A 14596-nucleotide genomic window follows, 5' to 3' on the forward strand; every position below is an offset into this window, starting at 1 on the left:
TCGTGTTGCGTTATTTATGCACAACCAACCGTGGGCAGGCCGGTCGGTTCCAAACTAAATTTTTCCCGTTTGCAGGAACCTTTGCTATGCATTGGCGTATGCGAATATTGCTGATTGGAATATTATGTCCCTGTATCGCTGTATCCTGACGGCCCTTTTTCTGGTCGCAGCCATCGCCCCGCCTGCCACCAGTCTTTCTGTCGATTTTGGGGCACGCGCCCAGATTCCGTCGGCCGAACAGGCGGAGGAGCCGGAGCCGGCTATCAATCCGGTGGCGGATGGCAGCGATGATGTCGCCATCGCGGACCGGCTGCGCGGTATCTTCCGGGAAATCGAGGGATTGCAGGATGTTGCTGTTTCGGTCGATGCCGGGGTCGTTCGTCTGTCCGGACCGATAGCCGACACGGCTTCGGCCGCCCGGGCAGAAGCCATTGCCCAGCGCGTGTCCGGTGTCGTTACGGTGGAGTCGCAGTTCGAACGGGATCTGTCGGTTGGCAATAACGTCGAACCGGTGGTCGATAAATTCGGCGACAGTTTGCAGAGCTTCCTGTCGGCTCTGCCGCTTATCGGGGTAGCGTTTCTCGCCGCCATAGTGATCGGCCTGCTGGGCCATTTCCTCGCTTCGCGCATGGGTTTCTGGAAACGCGTGACACCGAATATATTCCTGGCCGAGCTGATCTCCGGCTTTGTCCGCATCCTTTTCATCATGGTCGGAATATTCGTCGGCCTGGATATTCTCAACGCGACGGCACTGCTCGGCGCAGTGCTTGGCGGAGCCGGGGTGATCGGACTGGCGGTAGGATTTGCCCTGCGCGATACGGTCGACAATTACATGTCGAGCATCATGCTGAGCATTCGCCAGCCGTTTCGCGCCAATGACCATGTCCGGGTCGGGGATCAGGAGGGCCGGGTCGTGCGGCTGACCTCCCGGGCAACGATTCTGATGACCCTTGACGGAAACCATTTGCGCATTCCCAACGCCACGGTGTTCAAGGCGGAGATATTGAATTTTACGCGCAATCCCCAGCGCCGGTTCAGCTTTGAACTGGGCGTCGATGCGGACGATGATCCGGCGGCGGCCATCGAAACGGGGCTGCGGGCGATTAACAGTCAGGATTTTGTTCTCGACGACCCCGAAGCCACGGCGGAGATCAGGGAAGTCGGTGACTCCAATATATTGATCGCTTTTCACGGCTGGATCGACCAGCGCGACAGCGATTTCAAAAAGGCCCGCGGTGCGGCGATCCGCGTTACCAAAAACGCCCTGGAAGAATCCGGCTTCGCTTTGCCGGAGCCGATATACCGGTTGCGCTTTGATAACGGACCACCGCAGTTGAAGGACCTGAGCGGTTCGCTTGAGGCGACTGACGGGGGTGGTGGCAAGCCGGGCAGGGTCCATGCAAAAGAGGAATTTGATGTGTCTCCGGAGGATCATGTCGAAAAATTGGTCGATTCAGAACGGTCCGACGACGGTTCGGCCGACCTGCTCGATGACCAGCAGCCGGTGGAATAAGGGGCGGCTGGCTAACCTATGTTAGCGCAAAACGGAATCAATCGGTCTAATGAGCCTGCCAGTCATCTTTCTGGCTGTGGAATTGACCATCTTGAGAAAGCTTTGCGTGTCGTCTCGTTCGATTACCTCGCTCATTTTTGTGAGCACCGTAAAACCTGGGCTTGATCGGGACGATTACCTCGCGATCATGAGCATCACGCAACGCAATAACAAGCGGTTCGGATTAACCGGACTGCTTCTCTCCAATGGCTTCAATTTCATGCAATGCCTCGAAGGCGATCGGGCTGCTGTCAGGGACCGGATATACTATATCGGTCAGGACGACCGGCATAGCGGCGTTACCATCCTTGACCACCGGGAATCCGAAAGCAGGCAATTTTCCCAGCATTATATTGCGGGCCGTTATTTTCCGGGCGCGCACAATTGTGCCCAGCCGGAACTCTCCAAAATTCTCGACGAAATTTCCGTATCCGAATTGACCCGGACATTGTTCCGCAGCTTCGGCTCGCTCGGCCTGCAATTGTCAGCCTGACAGGCGGACGGGGATCGGCGTGCATGCGAGGCCGAGATTTCTGAACAGGTGTGAATGACGGTTCCCGACCGATGTGTCCAATCCGGTTGCTGCTTATCCCCCTCGTCCAGCGTTGCGATGTCATCCTCTCCCGCCAAAGTGCGGGAGAATTGCGCACTCCGTTGGACATTCGCCGGAAAAATTTATATGCAACCTTTCCGAACATCAGGTGTTCTGTCTTCAAGCAAGGAAAAATGAGGCATGGTTTGACGGGCTCGAAAAAAAATCAAACTGATATATCAGGTTCCTCTGGACCGGATAGCACAGGGCAAAAGTCAAAGGAAATGCCGGTGAAAAGCAAGGAAGACATGCAAGAAAGATTAGGCCTTGGACTGAAGGACATGTATTCAAGTGTTCTGGACGAGCCGCTACCCGACGACATGCTGGCGCTTCTGGACCAGCTGGAAGAAAACGACACCCGTGACGTAAAATCCAGCCGGCCGGACGAAAATGAATAAGCCCCAGGCGTTACCGCCGGCGCAGTTCAAGCAGCAGTTGACGGAAGCGATTCCGCACTTGCGTGCTTTTGGCCGGAGTCTGTCAGGTGACCGTGATCTTGCCGACGACCTTGTGCAGGACACACTTTTGAAAGCATGGGCTGCGCGAGACCGGTTCATTGCCGGTACTTCCATGCGGGCCTGGACATTCGTCATTCTGCGGAACACGTTTTTTTCCGGAATGCGCCGCAAGAAATTCAGCGCAAATTATGACGAACTGGTTGCAGAACGGGTGCTTTCGGCGCCCGCTCCCCAGCAGGAACCCTTGCATCTCGCTGATTTGCAGCGGGGGCTGATGGAGCTGTCGGATGACCAGCGTGAAGCGATCATTCTGGTTGGCGCAGGCGGCTATTCCTACGAGGAAGCGGCGGAAATCGCCAATTGCGCCGTCGGTACCATGAAAAGCAGGGTGTCCCGGGCCCGCAAGTCGCTCGAGGCCATTCTGGCCGAAGGGCGTTTCACCTCTGCGTCTGACGGTCATGACAATATGACCGCGACAGCGCTCGAGAATATTATCGGCGCGGTCGAGAAAATTACGTCCTAGGCCGTCCGGCTTTCGCCAACTGCGCTATATTCAACCATATTGAATCATAATGCCGGTGCTTATCGGGCTCTGGCCCAATCGGCGCGAGAGTGGCGCCTTCACAGGAAAGCCTCGCTACCGGCTTGGAAATCCGGGCCGGTAGCGAGGCTTCTTCTGTCATTTGTCAATCGTGACGGGAGGGGCGATCAGGCGTCCTGCTTTGCCGTCGAAAAGAACAGCGCCTGGCTGATCGCTGCGCGAATGGCATTGGGCTGAAACGGTTTGGTGATCAGGAAGGTCGGTTCCGGGCGTTCTCCGGTGAGCAGGCGCTCGGGGAAAGCGGTGATGAAGATGACCGGGACCGAAATCTGCTCCAATATATCCTTGACCGCATCGATGCCGGAACTTCCGTCCGCCAGCTGGATATCGGCGAGCACCAGGCTCGGCTGCGCATTGGCAACCGCTTCGAGAGCGCCCTTGTGGGTTGTCGCGGTGCCGCAGACACGGTGTCCCAGTCCGGATACGATCTGCTGCAATTCCATCGAAATCAGCGCTTCGTCTTCGATGATCAGAACATCCGACCGGATTTCCTTGTCGATCTCGGCAATGGCATCGTCCAGCAGATCGTTGATCGAATTTTCGCCAACATCGGCAATTTTCGCGACTTCGCTAACCGAAAAGCCTTCCAGCGCGGTCAACAGCAGCACCTGCCGGCTGATCGGAGGAATGGCATTGAGGCGGTTTTGCGCGGTGCTGTCATCCGGATCGTCAGATACCCTGACATGGGCACTCTCCCAGATACTCGCAAAGACCCGGTAGAGATGAACCCGCACATCATTATTGTCCGGAACCGGTTCCGGATCGGCGATAATCGCTTCCAGCGTTGCCTTGACAAATGCGTCGCCGCTCTTTTGGCTGCCGGTCAAAGCCCGCGCATAGCGCCGTAGATAGGGAAGATGCGGTTTCAGATTTTGTGCTAGAGACATATTTTATATCTCCGTGATGGCTTCCCTACGCATGACGGGAAATAGGGTTCCAGCAAAATTTTTTTATGCGGGCGAAACATGAATTCGCTGCTTGCAGGCTCGCGTCGGAACCAATTCGCCCGTCGTTCGTTGACTTATCATTGGATCATTAGACCGAATATGGAGAAAAAGAAATGACAGGCAATTATTCCGAAGAGCTGGGTGCGGTAAAAACGGATCTGCAAACATTGAGAGATGATCTGGCAACCTTGACCAAGTCCGTCAAGGCCGATGCCAAGGCAAACGCCTCCGAATTGCGCGCCAATGCAAAAACCAAATTTGAAGCCGCCCGCACCAACGCGGTTGAAGCGGGAACGAAGGGACGCCAGAAGGCGCATACGACCTTCAAGGAAAACCCGATTGTGAGCATCGCCGCAACTGCCGGGATCGGTCTGCTCGTCGGGGCATTGATGTCCCGGCGCTAAAGCGTCCGGCCGAGACTTTCAAAGGGCTGCAGGACTCATATCTCGCAGCCCTTTTTCTGACTTTGCGATGGAATTACAGGTTCGTGCCCGTCACGCGGTGGACCATGTTCCAGTCAATTCTCGAACCGGGTGGTCAGTATGACGGGTAGCGATTTTTAATCAAATGGGGTGATTTTGCAGGCGCATCATTATACATGCCAACGCTTCCGTCAGGGCATTTGAGTCAATGGAAGCATTGCTTGTCCTGTCGGGCAAAAGCCACGCAACAGAATTACCACTTGAGCGTTGGTTAGAGAACGGCTTCAGAGTCAGTAACAAAAGGGGTTGGACATGAAGACGGTGACCAGATGACCGGGGATTTGGAACCGGCGTTGGAAGTTGAACGGTTGGCGACGCTTCGCAGCTTCCCCGTGATGGATGATGTGCGAAAGAAGGCGTTCGATCGTATCACTCGCCTGGTCGCTGACATTTTCGCCGCACCGATCGCATCAATTTCCCTGATCGATGAAGATCAGGAACATCTGAAATCAGCCATAGGTGTGGACAACGAACCGATTGACCGCGCGGATTCGCTGCTGGGAGAGATGCTTGGCAGTCGCGAGCCGGTGGTCGTTGAAGACGCGTCTGTGGAATCCCGTTTCCGAAAAAATCCTCTCGTCGTCGGTGCCCCGTCCATTCGTTTCTATGCAGCTGCACCCTTGGTTGCGCCCAATGGCATGATCCTGGGCGGGCTGTGGTTTGCGGACACGGCCTCGCGGGGCGAAATCACCACGAGCCAGCTCGATCAGCTGAAAAGCATGGCCGATATCGTCATGAGCGAACTTGAATTGCGGCGCGAAATCCGCTTGCGGGAGCAGGCGCAGAAAAATGCCGCCATGGACCGGTCCAACCTCGACCTGACGCTGGCCCTGAGTGATATCGCGAGCTTTCGCACCGATCTGGAAACGGGAAAGATCGAATGGGGTGGCGCCTATATGAAAATCTGGGGGGAGGATGCCGGCGAGGCCCTGACCCAGGTTGAAGACGCGATGGAGCGTATCCACCCGGAAGATCGCGACGATGTGACCGAGGCAATGAGCGCCGCGGCAGCGCCAGGCGAAAAATATGAGGTGCGTTTCCGCATCATTCTGCCCTCCGGCGAGATTCGCTGGGTCGAGGCCTATGGCGATTATCTCGAAGCGAACGGGCGACCGACGCTGACCGGGGTCAACAAGGACATTACCCATTCGGTCGACCAGCAGGAGCAGTTGCGTCTGCACACGCGCGAGCTCCACCATCGTCTCCGCAATCTTTTCGCAACCCTGCAGTCGATCATGACGCTAACCAAAAATTCGGCGACATCCATCGATGATTATATCGAGCGGATCAAACATCGCCTGAGTGCGCTGAACCGCGCGCAGCATATCCTGCTCGACACCAATTTTGTCACAGGATCCTTCGCCGCGCTGGTGCGGGACCTGTGCAAGACCTATCCGCGGGTGCGCTGGTTCGGGCCCGACATCATTCTCGAAGAAAATGCGATGGTATCATTGTCGCTTGTGCTCAATGAGCTGGCTACCAATGCGGCGAAATATGGCGCACTGACAACCGATAGCGGGCTGGTCAAAATAAAATGGGTCATCCTGCCCGACGAAGACGGGCAGGATATCGTCGAATTGCGCTGGACGGAAAGCGGTGGGCCCCAGTCACCGTCCCCGCCATCGGCATCCGGTTTTGGCGCCTCGCTTATCGATCACAGCATCACGCGCAATCTGCGCGGGGAGATTGATCGGGACTGGACCGCCGATGGCCTGATCTGCACCATCACATTTCCAGCGCCTGACGAAACACGGTATCGCTAGTGGCACAAAAGGCGCTGCTCCGGCGGATTTCATTCTACGCCGATCTTGACGCGACCGATCAGCAGGTCATCATGGATATCCAGGGGCGGGAGCAGCATTTCGACAAGAATAGCGAAATCATCGACGCCGGTCAGGAAATGGACAGTGTGCTGATCGTCAAGGAAGGCTGGGCGATCCGGTACAAGACACTGGAAGACGGGCGCCGGCAAATATTGAACATATTGTTGCCCGGAGATTTTTTCGACCTGCAGGTGCTGGTTGCGGCCGAGGCAGACCATTCGGTCAAGACCGTAACGGCTCTGACCGGCCTGTCGGTCCGGCCTGCCGAATTCCGGCGCCTGCTGACCGAATCGGGCAAGCTGACTCTCGCATTCTGGTGGATGCAGGTTCAGGAAGAGGCCTTCCTGCGCGAGCAGATCGTCCGAAACGGCAAGCAGACAGCACGCGAAAGAATAGGGCACTTCCTTCTCGAGCTCTATAGGCGCGTGCTGATAACCGGTGCCGGAACCAGCGACGGGTTTCGCGTGCCGCTGACCCAGACCGTGATCGCCGATGCGCTGGGCCTGACCCCGATCCATACCAATCGCGTGCTTCGGCAACTGGAACGGGATGGATTGCTGGCGCGTGACAATGGATGGATCCTGTTCAAGGACGAGGCGCGGCTGGCCGAGATCAGCCAGTTTGATTCCTCTTATTTCCACCTCGATGCGTTTCGTATGCGGCTGGGTCGCGAATAATGTTTGACTGCCGGGGAACTCTATGCGCATCTTGGCGTTGAACACACAGAACCATTAAAGGGAGTTCATAATGAGAAAAATTGCGATTGCGGCTGTATTGACCGCTGGGCTGGCACTGTCCGCCTGTGAAGCCAATGTCACCGAAGAAGGCGAAATGCCCTCGATGGATGTCGATGTTTCCGGCGATGCCGGCGAACTGCCTGAAGTCGACGTCGATACGGCTGACGTCGAAGTGGGTACCGAAGAAGTTACCGTCGAAGTTCCTGACGTCGATGTGGAAATGCCTTCCGAAGAATAGTTTCTTCAAAAACAACCGACAACAATGGCCAGGCATCATGTCCTGGCCATTTTTTTGTCTACGCTCGCCAGCGGCCGCCAAACGCACACCTCACCAAGTCTGTCCTGGCCTGGCGGGGCTTTCTTCCGGGAAATTATATTGGGGGGGGGTGGCTGGGAAATTTGTCCGTTGGTATACGGGGGGCGTACGAAGGGGCAAAATTCCCAGCCGGTTTTTGAGGAATGAAATCAACGCCGGGTCAGGGGTTAATGTTCATTCAATATAGGCAACGGTCGGGGCCGGAATTGGTTCCCGGAAAAATGCATTTTTATTTCTTTTTTTCCCGATAGCGGTTCGTGCTGCCGGAAATTGGCGGTTTTCTGTGCCTGTTCGGGTCGCTGAGCAAATGGATATGAGCGGCCGAACAGGCCGGCGGGAGCAGGATCGCGCTTCGGAGAGATGCAACCAAATGACGGCCCGCGCGTCTTTCCATCAGAATATTATGGATGGAGCTATTATGACCGATATTTTTACCCGCCTGAAGCAGGATCATGACCGTCACCGCGCAATGCTTGAGCGCGTTGCCGATACCAGTGGCGATACCGAAGAGCGCCGGGCGTCCTTCGAACAGTTGCGGGTCGACGTATCGGCTCATGCCAATGCCGAGGAACAGTCGCTCTACGCCGAAATGCTGGCCCGTCCCGATCTGCAGGACAAGGGCCGCCATTCGGTGGCCGAACACAAGGAAGCCGACGACTATTTCGAGGATCTGGTGGACATGGATTTCAGCAGCACCGGATGGCTCGCGCGCTTCAAGACGCTCAAGGAGCGGCTCGAGCATCATATGGATGAAGAAGAAAATGAAATCTTCGCGGCCGCCAAAAAAGACCTGTCGGACGAACGGGCCGAAGAGCTGGCCAGGATTTTCAACGAGCGCAAGCCGGAAGAAAAGCAGGAAGTCGCCTGATTATATGAGTCAAGGCGGGGGAGAAGACCATGTTGAATGAATGGACGACGACGGGTTGGGAGCAGATCGCCCTGATCGCGCTGTCGGCATCGGCGATGTATGTGACGGTAATCCTGCTCACCAGGCTCGCCGGCGTTCGCAGTTTTTCGAAGATGAGCGGTTTCGACTTTGCCGTCACGGTTGCGATCGGGTCTGTGCTGGGCTCCGTCATCCTCTCGAAAAATCCACCGATTGCGCACGGTATTGCTGCACTCATATTCCTGTTCGGGCTACAGATCGGCATGGCGGTGCTGAGAAGCCGCTTTCCCGGTCTGCAAACGCTGGCCGACAATCGGCCGCGCCTGATCATGATCGGCGGCGAGATCCAGCACGACCAGCTGAAGAAGGCCAAGATGACCGAGGACGATCTCTGGGCAAAGCTGCGCGAGGCCAATGCGTTTAATTTTTCGCAGGTTCTCGCGGTGGTCGCTGAAACGACCGGAGATGTGTCGGTCCTGCATGCCACGGACCATGACCACGATATCCAGCCCGAGCTTCTGAAAGGCGTCATTGCCGGCGAACGGTACCGCAGCAACGGGTCCCGCTAGCAAGCGACCGGCCCGGTCCCGAAACACCAAGGTCCTCCGGCATGTTACCGGCGGACCCCGGATTGTTGGGGAGGCTGTTTGGGCCGGGAGCTCTGTCTCTAGCGGATTGTGACGGTCACGGCGCGGCGGTTCAGGCCCCAGGCTGTTTCATCCGATCCCAGAGCGTCCGGCCGTTCCTTGCCGTAACTGACCACCGAAATTCGCGAGAGTTCGACACCGAGGGTGGAAAGATAGTTTTTGGCGGCGTTGGCGCGACGTTCGCCAAGCGCGAGATTATATTCGCGGGTTCCACGCTCGTCGCAATGGCCCTCCACGCGAATGCGGGCGCTCGGATTGGCAATCAGCCATGCCGCCTGGCTGCGCAATATCTGCTGGTCTTCGGCATCGACGTTACTGCGGTCGGTTTCAAAGAAAATTCTGTCCGAGGCAATATTGGCCAGAAAATCTTCCTGGCTACCCTTGATCGGACCTGCGGGCGCGCGATTATAGTCGATAGTGTCGCCGGGTGCCGGTGGCAGGCCCTCCGGAGCCTTCTTGCTGCAGGCCGACAGGGCCAGAGCCGCAACCAGCAGCGGCATCGAGATAAAATGTACGGAAATGCGGGATTCGGACATGGGGCAAAACCTTTTGACTGTTGCCGCTATCTTCTAGGCCTGTTTTGCCAGAGCCATTAGCACGGATTTTATATGCGTCCTTCCGGCCCGGGGAGCATATAAAATCCATGGTAACGGCAGCACGATGATGTCTCTAGAACGGACCTGTCCCTGCAAGGGACATCATCAACCAAAGAAGCCCCCTGTGATGGCGCGGGTATTTGCTCACCCCGACGAAGCCCGCGTCATCCAACCTTCATTGCTCGAAATCAATATCCAGTCGATAGCCGACACCCGGCTCGGTCAGCAGATATTCCGGCTGGGACGAGTCATATTCCAGCTTCTGGCGGATCAGCGCCATATAGCTCCGCAGATATTGGGTGTCGATCGTCGGATCATTCCATCCGGCCAGCAGCAGTTGACGGTGGGTGACCACCTGTCCGGCATGCCGCGCCAGCGTCTCGAGCAGATCGAATTCCTTGGGAGAGAATTTGATCTCGTCGCCCATCAGGAAAACTTTCCGCTTGAGAAAATCGATCCGCAAATGGCGCGATGCAAATTCCTGGCTCTTGCCAGCCTCGTTCTTCCGTCGCCGCACCGCCGCCCGGATCCGCGCCAGCAGCTCCTCGATATTAAACGGCTTGTTAATGAAATCATCAGCCCCCTGATCCAGCGCGGCGACCTTTTCCGCTTCCTGATGGCGGGCGGACAGGATCAGGATCGACAGAGCGTTGAAATCGAGCAGCTTCGCAATGATTTCCTTGCCGTCGGCATCGGGCAACCCCAGATCGAGCAGGATGATGTCAAACACCGTCTCTTTTGCCTTTTTCAGCGCTTCTGCCGCTGTCCCGGCGGAATCGACGCCATAGCCCTGCGCGATCAGCACCGGTTGCAGCGACCGGATGAGCGCGGTCTCGTCATCGACCAGCAATATTTTGACGATCATGGGCTATTGCTTTCCAGGCGAGAGGTGGATGCCGGAAGTTGGACGATGATCTTGGTTCCTCGGCCCATTTCAAGCGGACTGTGGGCGGAGATGTCGCCGCCGAAGGCGCGCGCAAAGCCTGCGGCGATCGACAGGCCGAGGCCATGCCCTTCCTTGCGTATATTGTCAGCCGAACGGTAGAAGCGGTCAAACACCCGGTTCAGCTCGCTGGCCGGGATGCCGCACCCCTGATCCGATATGGCGATCTCGACTCGTCCGGCCTGCCTGTGTCCGGTCACCAGTACCGGCGCGTCACCGGGACTGTATTGGACCGCGTTTTCCAGGATATTGTAGAAAAGCTGCTCCAGCATCACCGGATTGGCGCGCACCGTGCAGTCATCGAAAGGCAGGCTCTTGATGATTTCGCGTCCGCTGTGGTGCATTTTCACCGTGTTGACGGCCGACCCCAGCATCTCAACCAGGTCCAGGCTTTCCAGCTGGTCGGGCGATATGCCGGCCTGCAACCGGCCCAGGTTGAGCAAATTGGTGGTGTAGCGATTCAATCGCTCGCACTGGTCCTGGATGATTGTCAGCATTTCCTGGCGCGAAGCGTCGGGCAGCGTGTCGCCATAAGCGGCGAGGCTGGATGCGGATGCAGAGATCGCCGCCAGAGGCGTGCGCATGTCGTGGGAAATGGAGGACAATAACGCAGTCTTGAACGCCTCCGACCGGCGCATGGCTTCCGCTTCGGATTTCTGGTGCAGGAGGACGAAACGGTCGACAGCCATGCTCAGTAAATTCAGCACTGCGTCAAAGTCTATCTTGCTCAGGCGATTGGACTTCTGCGCATCCCGGCTACAGATCAACAGACCAACACGGCGTTTCGAGGAGGATAGCAGATAGGCTGTTTTCTGATCCTCCAGATGTTCCCAATCGTCTGGTCCGACGGCGCGCCGGGCTTCGTCCAGCCAATGCTCTTTGCCGTTGACCGCGATCCAGGCCTCGTCGCTGATGGCGTAGATTTCAAACTCTCCGGATGAATCGAAAATACCGGTCTGGACGATGGCCTGGTCAATATCTTCCAGGTTCACAGCGGTCTGCAACTGGTTGCTGATGTCGAGCAAGAGATTGATCTTCTGCTGGGCAATTTCGGCGGTGCGGGCCCGGTCGTTGATGCGGCCGGCCAGCGCGCCAGACAGCAGAGCGCTCAGATTGAACGCGACCAGCGGGATATATTCGTCGGACGTGGTGACGCCAAAGTCGAGCAACGGCTCGCTGAAAAAGAAATTGTAGAAGAAGGAAGCGCCAATGCCTGCCAGAAGGCCACCGCGCAGGCCGTTTACCGCGCCGATGATCGTCACGGCGGATACATAGATCAGCGCGGCGCTGACCGGCCGGTCGGCGCTCTGCGCAATATAGGTGGCCAGGGTGCCGGCGACAAAGACTGCCAGACCGATGAAGAAAGAGGCATAGCTGCGCGCGCTGTCCGAAGACAGTCGTTCGAAAATGCGCGTGATCTTGTTCCGTATCGGCAGGTCCATGGGCAGGGCATAGCCGATATTCCGGAAAGCGGCATGCACGGATTTTCTATGCCGCCCGCTAACGGGATCTCAGCCCGGCCATGAAAAGGCCAGGCGGGCTTCCCCGGTCACTTTTGCCGAGGCATCGAAGCGGCGCTCGAGCATCGATCCATTGCCGGCGTGGTCAATCGCCACGATCGTGCTGCAGCGCGTTCCATAGACCGGGTTCTCGATGAATATCCCGGAGCTGGCCGGTTCCAGCTGCGCCGGTCCGGGGCCTGTTACGGTTTTCGCAAGCGGATATGTCGACCTGTCGGTCAACAGGTCCAGCAAAGCCGCGGGATCCGCTGATCCGTTCTGCAGCCAGTTGTGCAAAGCGGCATCGAGGTGCCGCGCCTTCGGCCATGGATTTTCCAGCGAGCCGTTGGAAAGACCATGAATGCCCGGCTCGAGACGCCTGCTGACACTGTCCGGCCGGTTGGAATGGACCAACGCTTCATCATGCGCGACGGTGATCAGGTTGAACGGGTTGAAATCCGAAAAGGGCACTGCTTCCAGATCGGCATAATCGCCCTTGCCGAGCAGAAAGTCCTTCAACAGATCGCCGCGGGACGCGCGGCTGCCATCCGGTGGGCCATAGCCGCTGAGATTGGTGACCACGGCAAAGCGGCCCTGTTCGGATATGCCGAGCCAGGTTCCGCCGGCCTGCACATCCTTCCCCGCCAACAGATGTTCGTGACCTTGCCAGCGGGCCAGCGGCTCCGCGGGTCGGCCATGCAGTTCATCCCGATTGCCGATCGCGACAAGTTTCCAGTGGGGATGGGCCTGCCACGCGAGGGAAATGATACACATCGGGCGGCAATAGCAAAGCCGTGCTCCTTTGCGAATATATTGTCCGGATTCATCTCTTTTTCCTCCTCGAATTCAAATCAGGGTCACAGCTCCCGAGGCGGATCTGCGGCAGCAGCAGCTGGCAAAATTGCAACACGGCAATGGTTCACTTTTCGCGAAATTAGTGCACAGTCATCATTCAAAGAATCCGGAATCGGACAGCAGAGGAAAGCGCGCAATTATGAAACTCGGTCACGCCCCTGAATTGCAGGCCTTTCGCGACAAAATCCGCTCCTATTTCGAAAATGACTATCCAGAAGACATTTTGGCGAAGGTTGCCTCCGGGGCGAGCCTGACCACTGCCGAGGTGCGCCGTGCGGAAATGGCGCTGGGAGAGCGCGGCTGGCTGGCCAGTGCCTGGCCCGAGGAGCATGGGGGACCAGGCTGGACGATCGAGGAACAATATATTTTTGACGAAGAGCTGGAACGGGCCGGGGCGCCGACGGTGACCCCGATGGGTGTCATCTATGTCGGTCCGGTCATCTATACATTCGGGAGCGAGGCGCAAAAGGCGCAGTGGCTGCCCGGTCTCCGCGACGGTTCGGTCGGATGGGCGCAAGGCTATAGCGAACCGGAAGCGGGATCGGATCTCGCTTCCCTGCAATTTTCCGCCGTGCGCGATGGCGACGACTATATTCTCAACGGCACGAAAATCTGGACCTCGGCGGCCCAGCATGCGGACTGGATATTCCTGCTGACCCGCACCGCGCGCGAAGCGAAGAAGCAGATGGGCATCACCTTCATCTGCTGCAAGCTGGATCAGCCCGGCGTCACGGTGAAGCCGATCATCACCATCGACGGCAAATATTATCTCAGCCAGTGCGATTTCGTCGATGTCCGGGTGCCGGTCGGCAATCGCATTGGCGAGGAGGGCAAGGGCTGGTCCTATTCGCAATATCTGCTCGGCAACGAACGCACCTCTTATGCGCGGATCGGCGGCAAGCGGAAGCAACTGGCCGATATCCGCGCCATTGCTTCGCAAATCCCGACCGGCGGTAACCAGCGGCTGATCGACGACAGCTTTTTCGCAAGCCGTCTGAGCGAAGCGGAAACGCGGCTGGATGCGCTGGAAATTACAGTGTTGAGGGTGCTGACCACGGTACGGGACGGGGGGTCGCCGGGCGATGAGGCCTCGATCCTCAAGATCATGGCGACCGATCTGGCGCAGGAGATCACGACCCTGTTTCTGGAAGCCGCAGCCGAACAGGGCAACCGCAAATTTGCCGATAGTGTCAGTCCGGAATGGACCGGCGATGCCGCCTTTGCGGCGCCTGGCGTTGCCAATTATTTCGGCACCCGCGCGCAAAGCATCTATGGCGGCACCAACGAAATTCAGCGAAACATCATCGCTAAGCGGGTGCTGGGGCTCTGACCGGCGATGACAGGTGCGGGCAGGCCGTGCAACGGGAGGGCACCGCCGAGCGGCAGGTGGAGAAACTGACCATCGCAGAAAAGCAGAGAGAGCTTTACCGCCCGCCAGACCGGAATGAATCCGATATCGCCTGCGGCATAGCTCAGACGTACCCGGCGCCGGATCGCGATTGACTGGCAGGCGGCGCGGTCGATTGCCGCCGTAACCTTCATGGCAACCGTTCAAGCTGCGCTGGATGAAGAGGGTGACACTTAATCAGGGTATAAACTAACGGGGCCCGACCAAAATTGGCGGCTTGCAAAGATCGCTTGATGTCTGGATGCCCCACAGCA

Annotated in this window: 17 protein-coding genes; 11 read left to right on the top strand and 6 right to left on the bottom strand. The window is 57.5% G+C overall.

Annotation, left to right across the window (positions count from 1 at the left end):
- Positions 1–124: 124 nt before the first annotated feature.
- The 4 genes from SPHFLASMR4Y_RS14120 to SPHFLASMR4Y_RS14130 all read left to right on the top strand — a co-directional run bounded on the left by SPHFLASMR4Y_RS14120 (position 125) and on the right by SPHFLASMR4Y_RS14130 (position 3125).
- Complete coding sequence (locus SPHFLASMR4Y_RS14120; protein ID WP_089134116.1) at positions 125–1513, top strand: mechanosensitive ion channel family protein; 1389 nt, start codon at positions 125–127, stop codon at positions 1511–1513.
- Between the two features lie 49 nt (positions 1514–1562).
- Positions 1563–2045, top strand: a complete 483-nt coding sequence (locus SPHFLASMR4Y_RS14125; RefSeq protein WP_089134117.1) for a BLUF domain-containing protein — start codon at positions 1563–1565, stop codon at positions 2043–2045.
- Positions 2046–2374: 329 nt separating this feature from the next.
- Positions 2375–2542: a NepR family anti-sigma factor gene (locus SPHFLASMR4Y_RS17185; RefSeq protein WP_186265951.1), complete on the top strand. Its 168-nt coding sequence runs from the start codon at positions 2375–2377 to the stop codon at positions 2540–2542.
- Positions 2535–3125, top strand: coding sequence for a sigma-70 family RNA polymerase sigma factor (locus SPHFLASMR4Y_RS14130; protein ID WP_089134118.1), 591 nt, complete (start codon positions 2535–2537; stop codon positions 3123–3125). Before SPHFLASMR4Y_RS17185 ends, SPHFLASMR4Y_RS14130 begins: the two co-directional genes overlap by 8 nt.
- A 185-nt stretch (positions 3126–3310) precedes the next feature.
- Here SPHFLASMR4Y_RS14130 and SPHFLASMR4Y_RS14135 read toward each other — a convergent pair whose 3' ends face one another.
- The gene (locus tag SPHFLASMR4Y_RS14135) at positions 3311–4090 is read right to left on the bottom strand and encodes a response regulator (RefSeq protein WP_089134119.1); all 780 of its coding nucleotides are present in this window, start codon (positions 4088–4090) and stop codon (positions 3311–3313) included.
- A 173-nt stretch (positions 4091–4263) separates the two neighbouring features.
- Between SPHFLASMR4Y_RS14135 and SPHFLASMR4Y_RS14140 the strand changes: the two genes are divergently transcribed.
- From SPHFLASMR4Y_RS14140 to SPHFLASMR4Y_RS14165, 6 genes are all read left to right on the top strand, one after another.
- The gene (locus SPHFLASMR4Y_RS14140) at positions 4264–4554 is read left to right on the top strand and encodes a YqjD family protein (RefSeq protein WP_089134120.1); all 291 of its coding nucleotides are present in this window, start codon (positions 4264–4266) and stop codon (positions 4552–4554) included.
- Between the two features lie 347 nt (positions 4555–4901).
- Positions 4902–6395: a sensor histidine kinase gene (locus SPHFLASMR4Y_RS14145; RefSeq protein WP_089134121.1), complete on the top strand. Its 1494-nt coding sequence runs from the start codon at positions 4902–4904 to the stop codon at positions 6393–6395.
- On the top strand, positions 6395–7132 hold the full coding sequence (locus SPHFLASMR4Y_RS14150; RefSeq protein WP_089134122.1) for a Crp/Fnr family transcriptional regulator: 738 nt from the start codon (positions 6395–6397) through the stop codon (positions 7130–7132). The genes SPHFLASMR4Y_RS14145 and SPHFLASMR4Y_RS14150 overlap by 1 nt, the downstream gene beginning before the upstream one ends.
- A gap of 70 nt (positions 7133–7202) precedes the next feature.
- A complete protein-coding gene (locus SPHFLASMR4Y_RS14155; protein WP_089134123.1) occupies positions 7203–7430 on the top strand; it encodes a hypothetical protein in 228 nt (75 codons plus the stop codon).
- Positions 7431–7926: 496 nt separating this feature from the next.
- Complete coding sequence (locus SPHFLASMR4Y_RS14160; RefSeq protein WP_089134911.1) at positions 7927–8376, top strand: hemerythrin domain-containing protein; 450 nt, start codon at positions 7927–7929, stop codon at positions 8374–8376.
- Between the two features lie 29 nt (positions 8377–8405).
- On the top strand, positions 8406–8963 hold the full coding sequence (locus tag SPHFLASMR4Y_RS14165) for a DUF421 domain-containing protein (protein WP_089134124.1): 558 nt from the start codon (positions 8406–8408) through the stop codon (positions 8961–8963).
- 98 nt (positions 8964–9061) lie between these two features.
- Here the strand turns inward: SPHFLASMR4Y_RS14165 and pal are convergent, their stop codons facing one another.
- The 4 genes from pal to SPHFLASMR4Y_RS14185 form a co-directional block, all read right to left on the bottom strand.
- On the bottom strand, positions 9062–9577 hold the full coding sequence (gene pal / locus SPHFLASMR4Y_RS14170) for a peptidoglycan-associated lipoprotein Pal (protein WP_089134125.1): 516 nt from the start codon (positions 9575–9577) through the stop codon (positions 9062–9064).
- Positions 9578–9812: 235 nt separating this feature from the next.
- On the bottom strand, positions 9813–10502 hold the full coding sequence (locus tag SPHFLASMR4Y_RS14175; RefSeq protein ID WP_089134126.1) for a response regulator transcription factor: 690 nt from the start codon (positions 10500–10502) through the stop codon (positions 9813–9815).
- The gene (locus SPHFLASMR4Y_RS14180; protein ID WP_089134127.1) at positions 10499–12061 is read right to left on the bottom strand and encodes a sensor histidine kinase; all 1563 of its coding nucleotides are present in this window, start codon (positions 12059–12061) and stop codon (positions 10499–10501) included. Before SPHFLASMR4Y_RS14180 ends, SPHFLASMR4Y_RS14175 begins: the two co-directional genes overlap by 4 nt.
- A gap of 30 nt (positions 12062–12091) precedes the next feature.
- Positions 12092–12853 carry an NRDE family protein gene (locus SPHFLASMR4Y_RS14185; protein ID WP_089134128.1) on the bottom strand — a complete coding sequence of 254 codons (762 nt, stop codon included), beginning with the start codon at positions 12851–12853 and terminating at the stop codon, positions 12092–12094.
- A 220-nt stretch (positions 12854–13073) separates the two neighbouring features.
- Between SPHFLASMR4Y_RS14185 and SPHFLASMR4Y_RS14190 the strand changes: the two genes are divergently transcribed.
- Positions 13074–14264 carry an acyl-CoA dehydrogenase family protein gene (locus SPHFLASMR4Y_RS14190; RefSeq protein WP_089134129.1) on the top strand — a complete coding sequence of 397 codons (1191 nt, stop codon included), beginning with the start codon at positions 13074–13076 and terminating at the stop codon, positions 14262–14264.
- Here the strand turns inward: SPHFLASMR4Y_RS14190 and SPHFLASMR4Y_RS14195 are convergent.
- A complete protein-coding gene (locus tag SPHFLASMR4Y_RS14195; RefSeq protein WP_089134130.1) occupies positions 14225–14476 on the bottom strand; it encodes a hypothetical protein in 252 nt (83 codons plus the stop codon). The genes SPHFLASMR4Y_RS14190 and SPHFLASMR4Y_RS14195 overlap by 40 nt on opposite strands.
- Positions 14477–14596 lie beyond the last annotated feature (120 nt).

The organism is Sphingorhabdus sp. SMR4y (genome assembly GCF_002218195.1).
Taxonomy (GTDB): domain Bacteria; phylum Pseudomonadota; class Alphaproteobacteria; order Sphingomonadales; family Sphingomonadaceae; genus Parasphingorhabdus.

Bases quoted from the DNA above. Each gene is read 5' to 3' on its own strand.
- SPHFLASMR4Y_RS14120 (WP_089134116.1), top strand. From the start codon at position 125: ATGTCCCTGTATCGCTGTATCCTGACGGCCCTTTTTCTGGTCGCAGCC.
- SPHFLASMR4Y_RS14125 (WP_089134117.1), top strand. From the start codon at position 1,563: ATGAGCCTGCCAGTCATCTTTCTGGCTGTGGAATTGACCATCTTGAGA.
- SPHFLASMR4Y_RS14130 (WP_089134118.1), top strand. From the start codon at position 2,535: ATGAATAAGCCCCAGGCGTTACCGCCGGCGCAGTTCAAGCAGCAGTTG.
- SPHFLASMR4Y_RS14135 (WP_089134119.1), bottom strand. From the start codon at position 4,090: ATGTCTCTAGCACAAAATCTGAAACCGCATCTTCCCTATCTACGGCGC.
- SPHFLASMR4Y_RS14140 (WP_089134120.1), top strand. From the start codon at position 4,264: ATGACAGGCAATTATTCCGAAGAGCTGGGTGCGGTAAAAACGGATCTG.
- SPHFLASMR4Y_RS14145 (WP_089134121.1), top strand. From the start codon at position 4,902: ATGACCGGGGATTTGGAACCGGCGTTGGAAGTTGAACGGTTGGCGACG.
- SPHFLASMR4Y_RS14155 (WP_089134123.1), top strand. From the start codon at position 7,203: ATGAGAAAAATTGCGATTGCGGCTGTATTGACCGCTGGGCTGGCACTG.
- SPHFLASMR4Y_RS14160 (WP_089134911.1), top strand. From the start codon at position 7,927: ATGACCGATATTTTTACCCGCCTGAAGCAGGATCATGACCGTCACCGC.
- SPHFLASMR4Y_RS14165 (WP_089134124.1), top strand. From the start codon at position 8,406: ATGTTGAATGAATGGACGACGACGGGTTGGGAGCAGATCGCCCTGATC.
- pal (WP_089134125.1), bottom strand. From the start codon at position 9,577: ATGTCCGAATCCCGCATTTCCGTACATTTTATCTCGATGCCGCTGCTG.
- SPHFLASMR4Y_RS14175 (WP_089134126.1), bottom strand. From the start codon at position 10,502: ATGATCGTCAAAATATTGCTGGTCGATGACGAGACCGCGCTCATCCGG.
- SPHFLASMR4Y_RS14185 (WP_089134128.1), bottom strand. From the start codon at position 12,853: ATGTGTATCATTTCCCTCGCGTGGCAGGCCCATCCCCACTGGAAACTT.
- SPHFLASMR4Y_RS14190 (WP_089134129.1), top strand. From the start codon at position 13,074: ATGAAACTCGGTCACGCCCCTGAATTGCAGGCCTTTCGCGACAAAATC.
- SPHFLASMR4Y_RS14195 (WP_089134130.1), bottom strand. From the start codon at position 14,476: ATGAAGGTTACGGCGGCAATCGACCGCGCCGCCTGCCAGTCAATCGCG.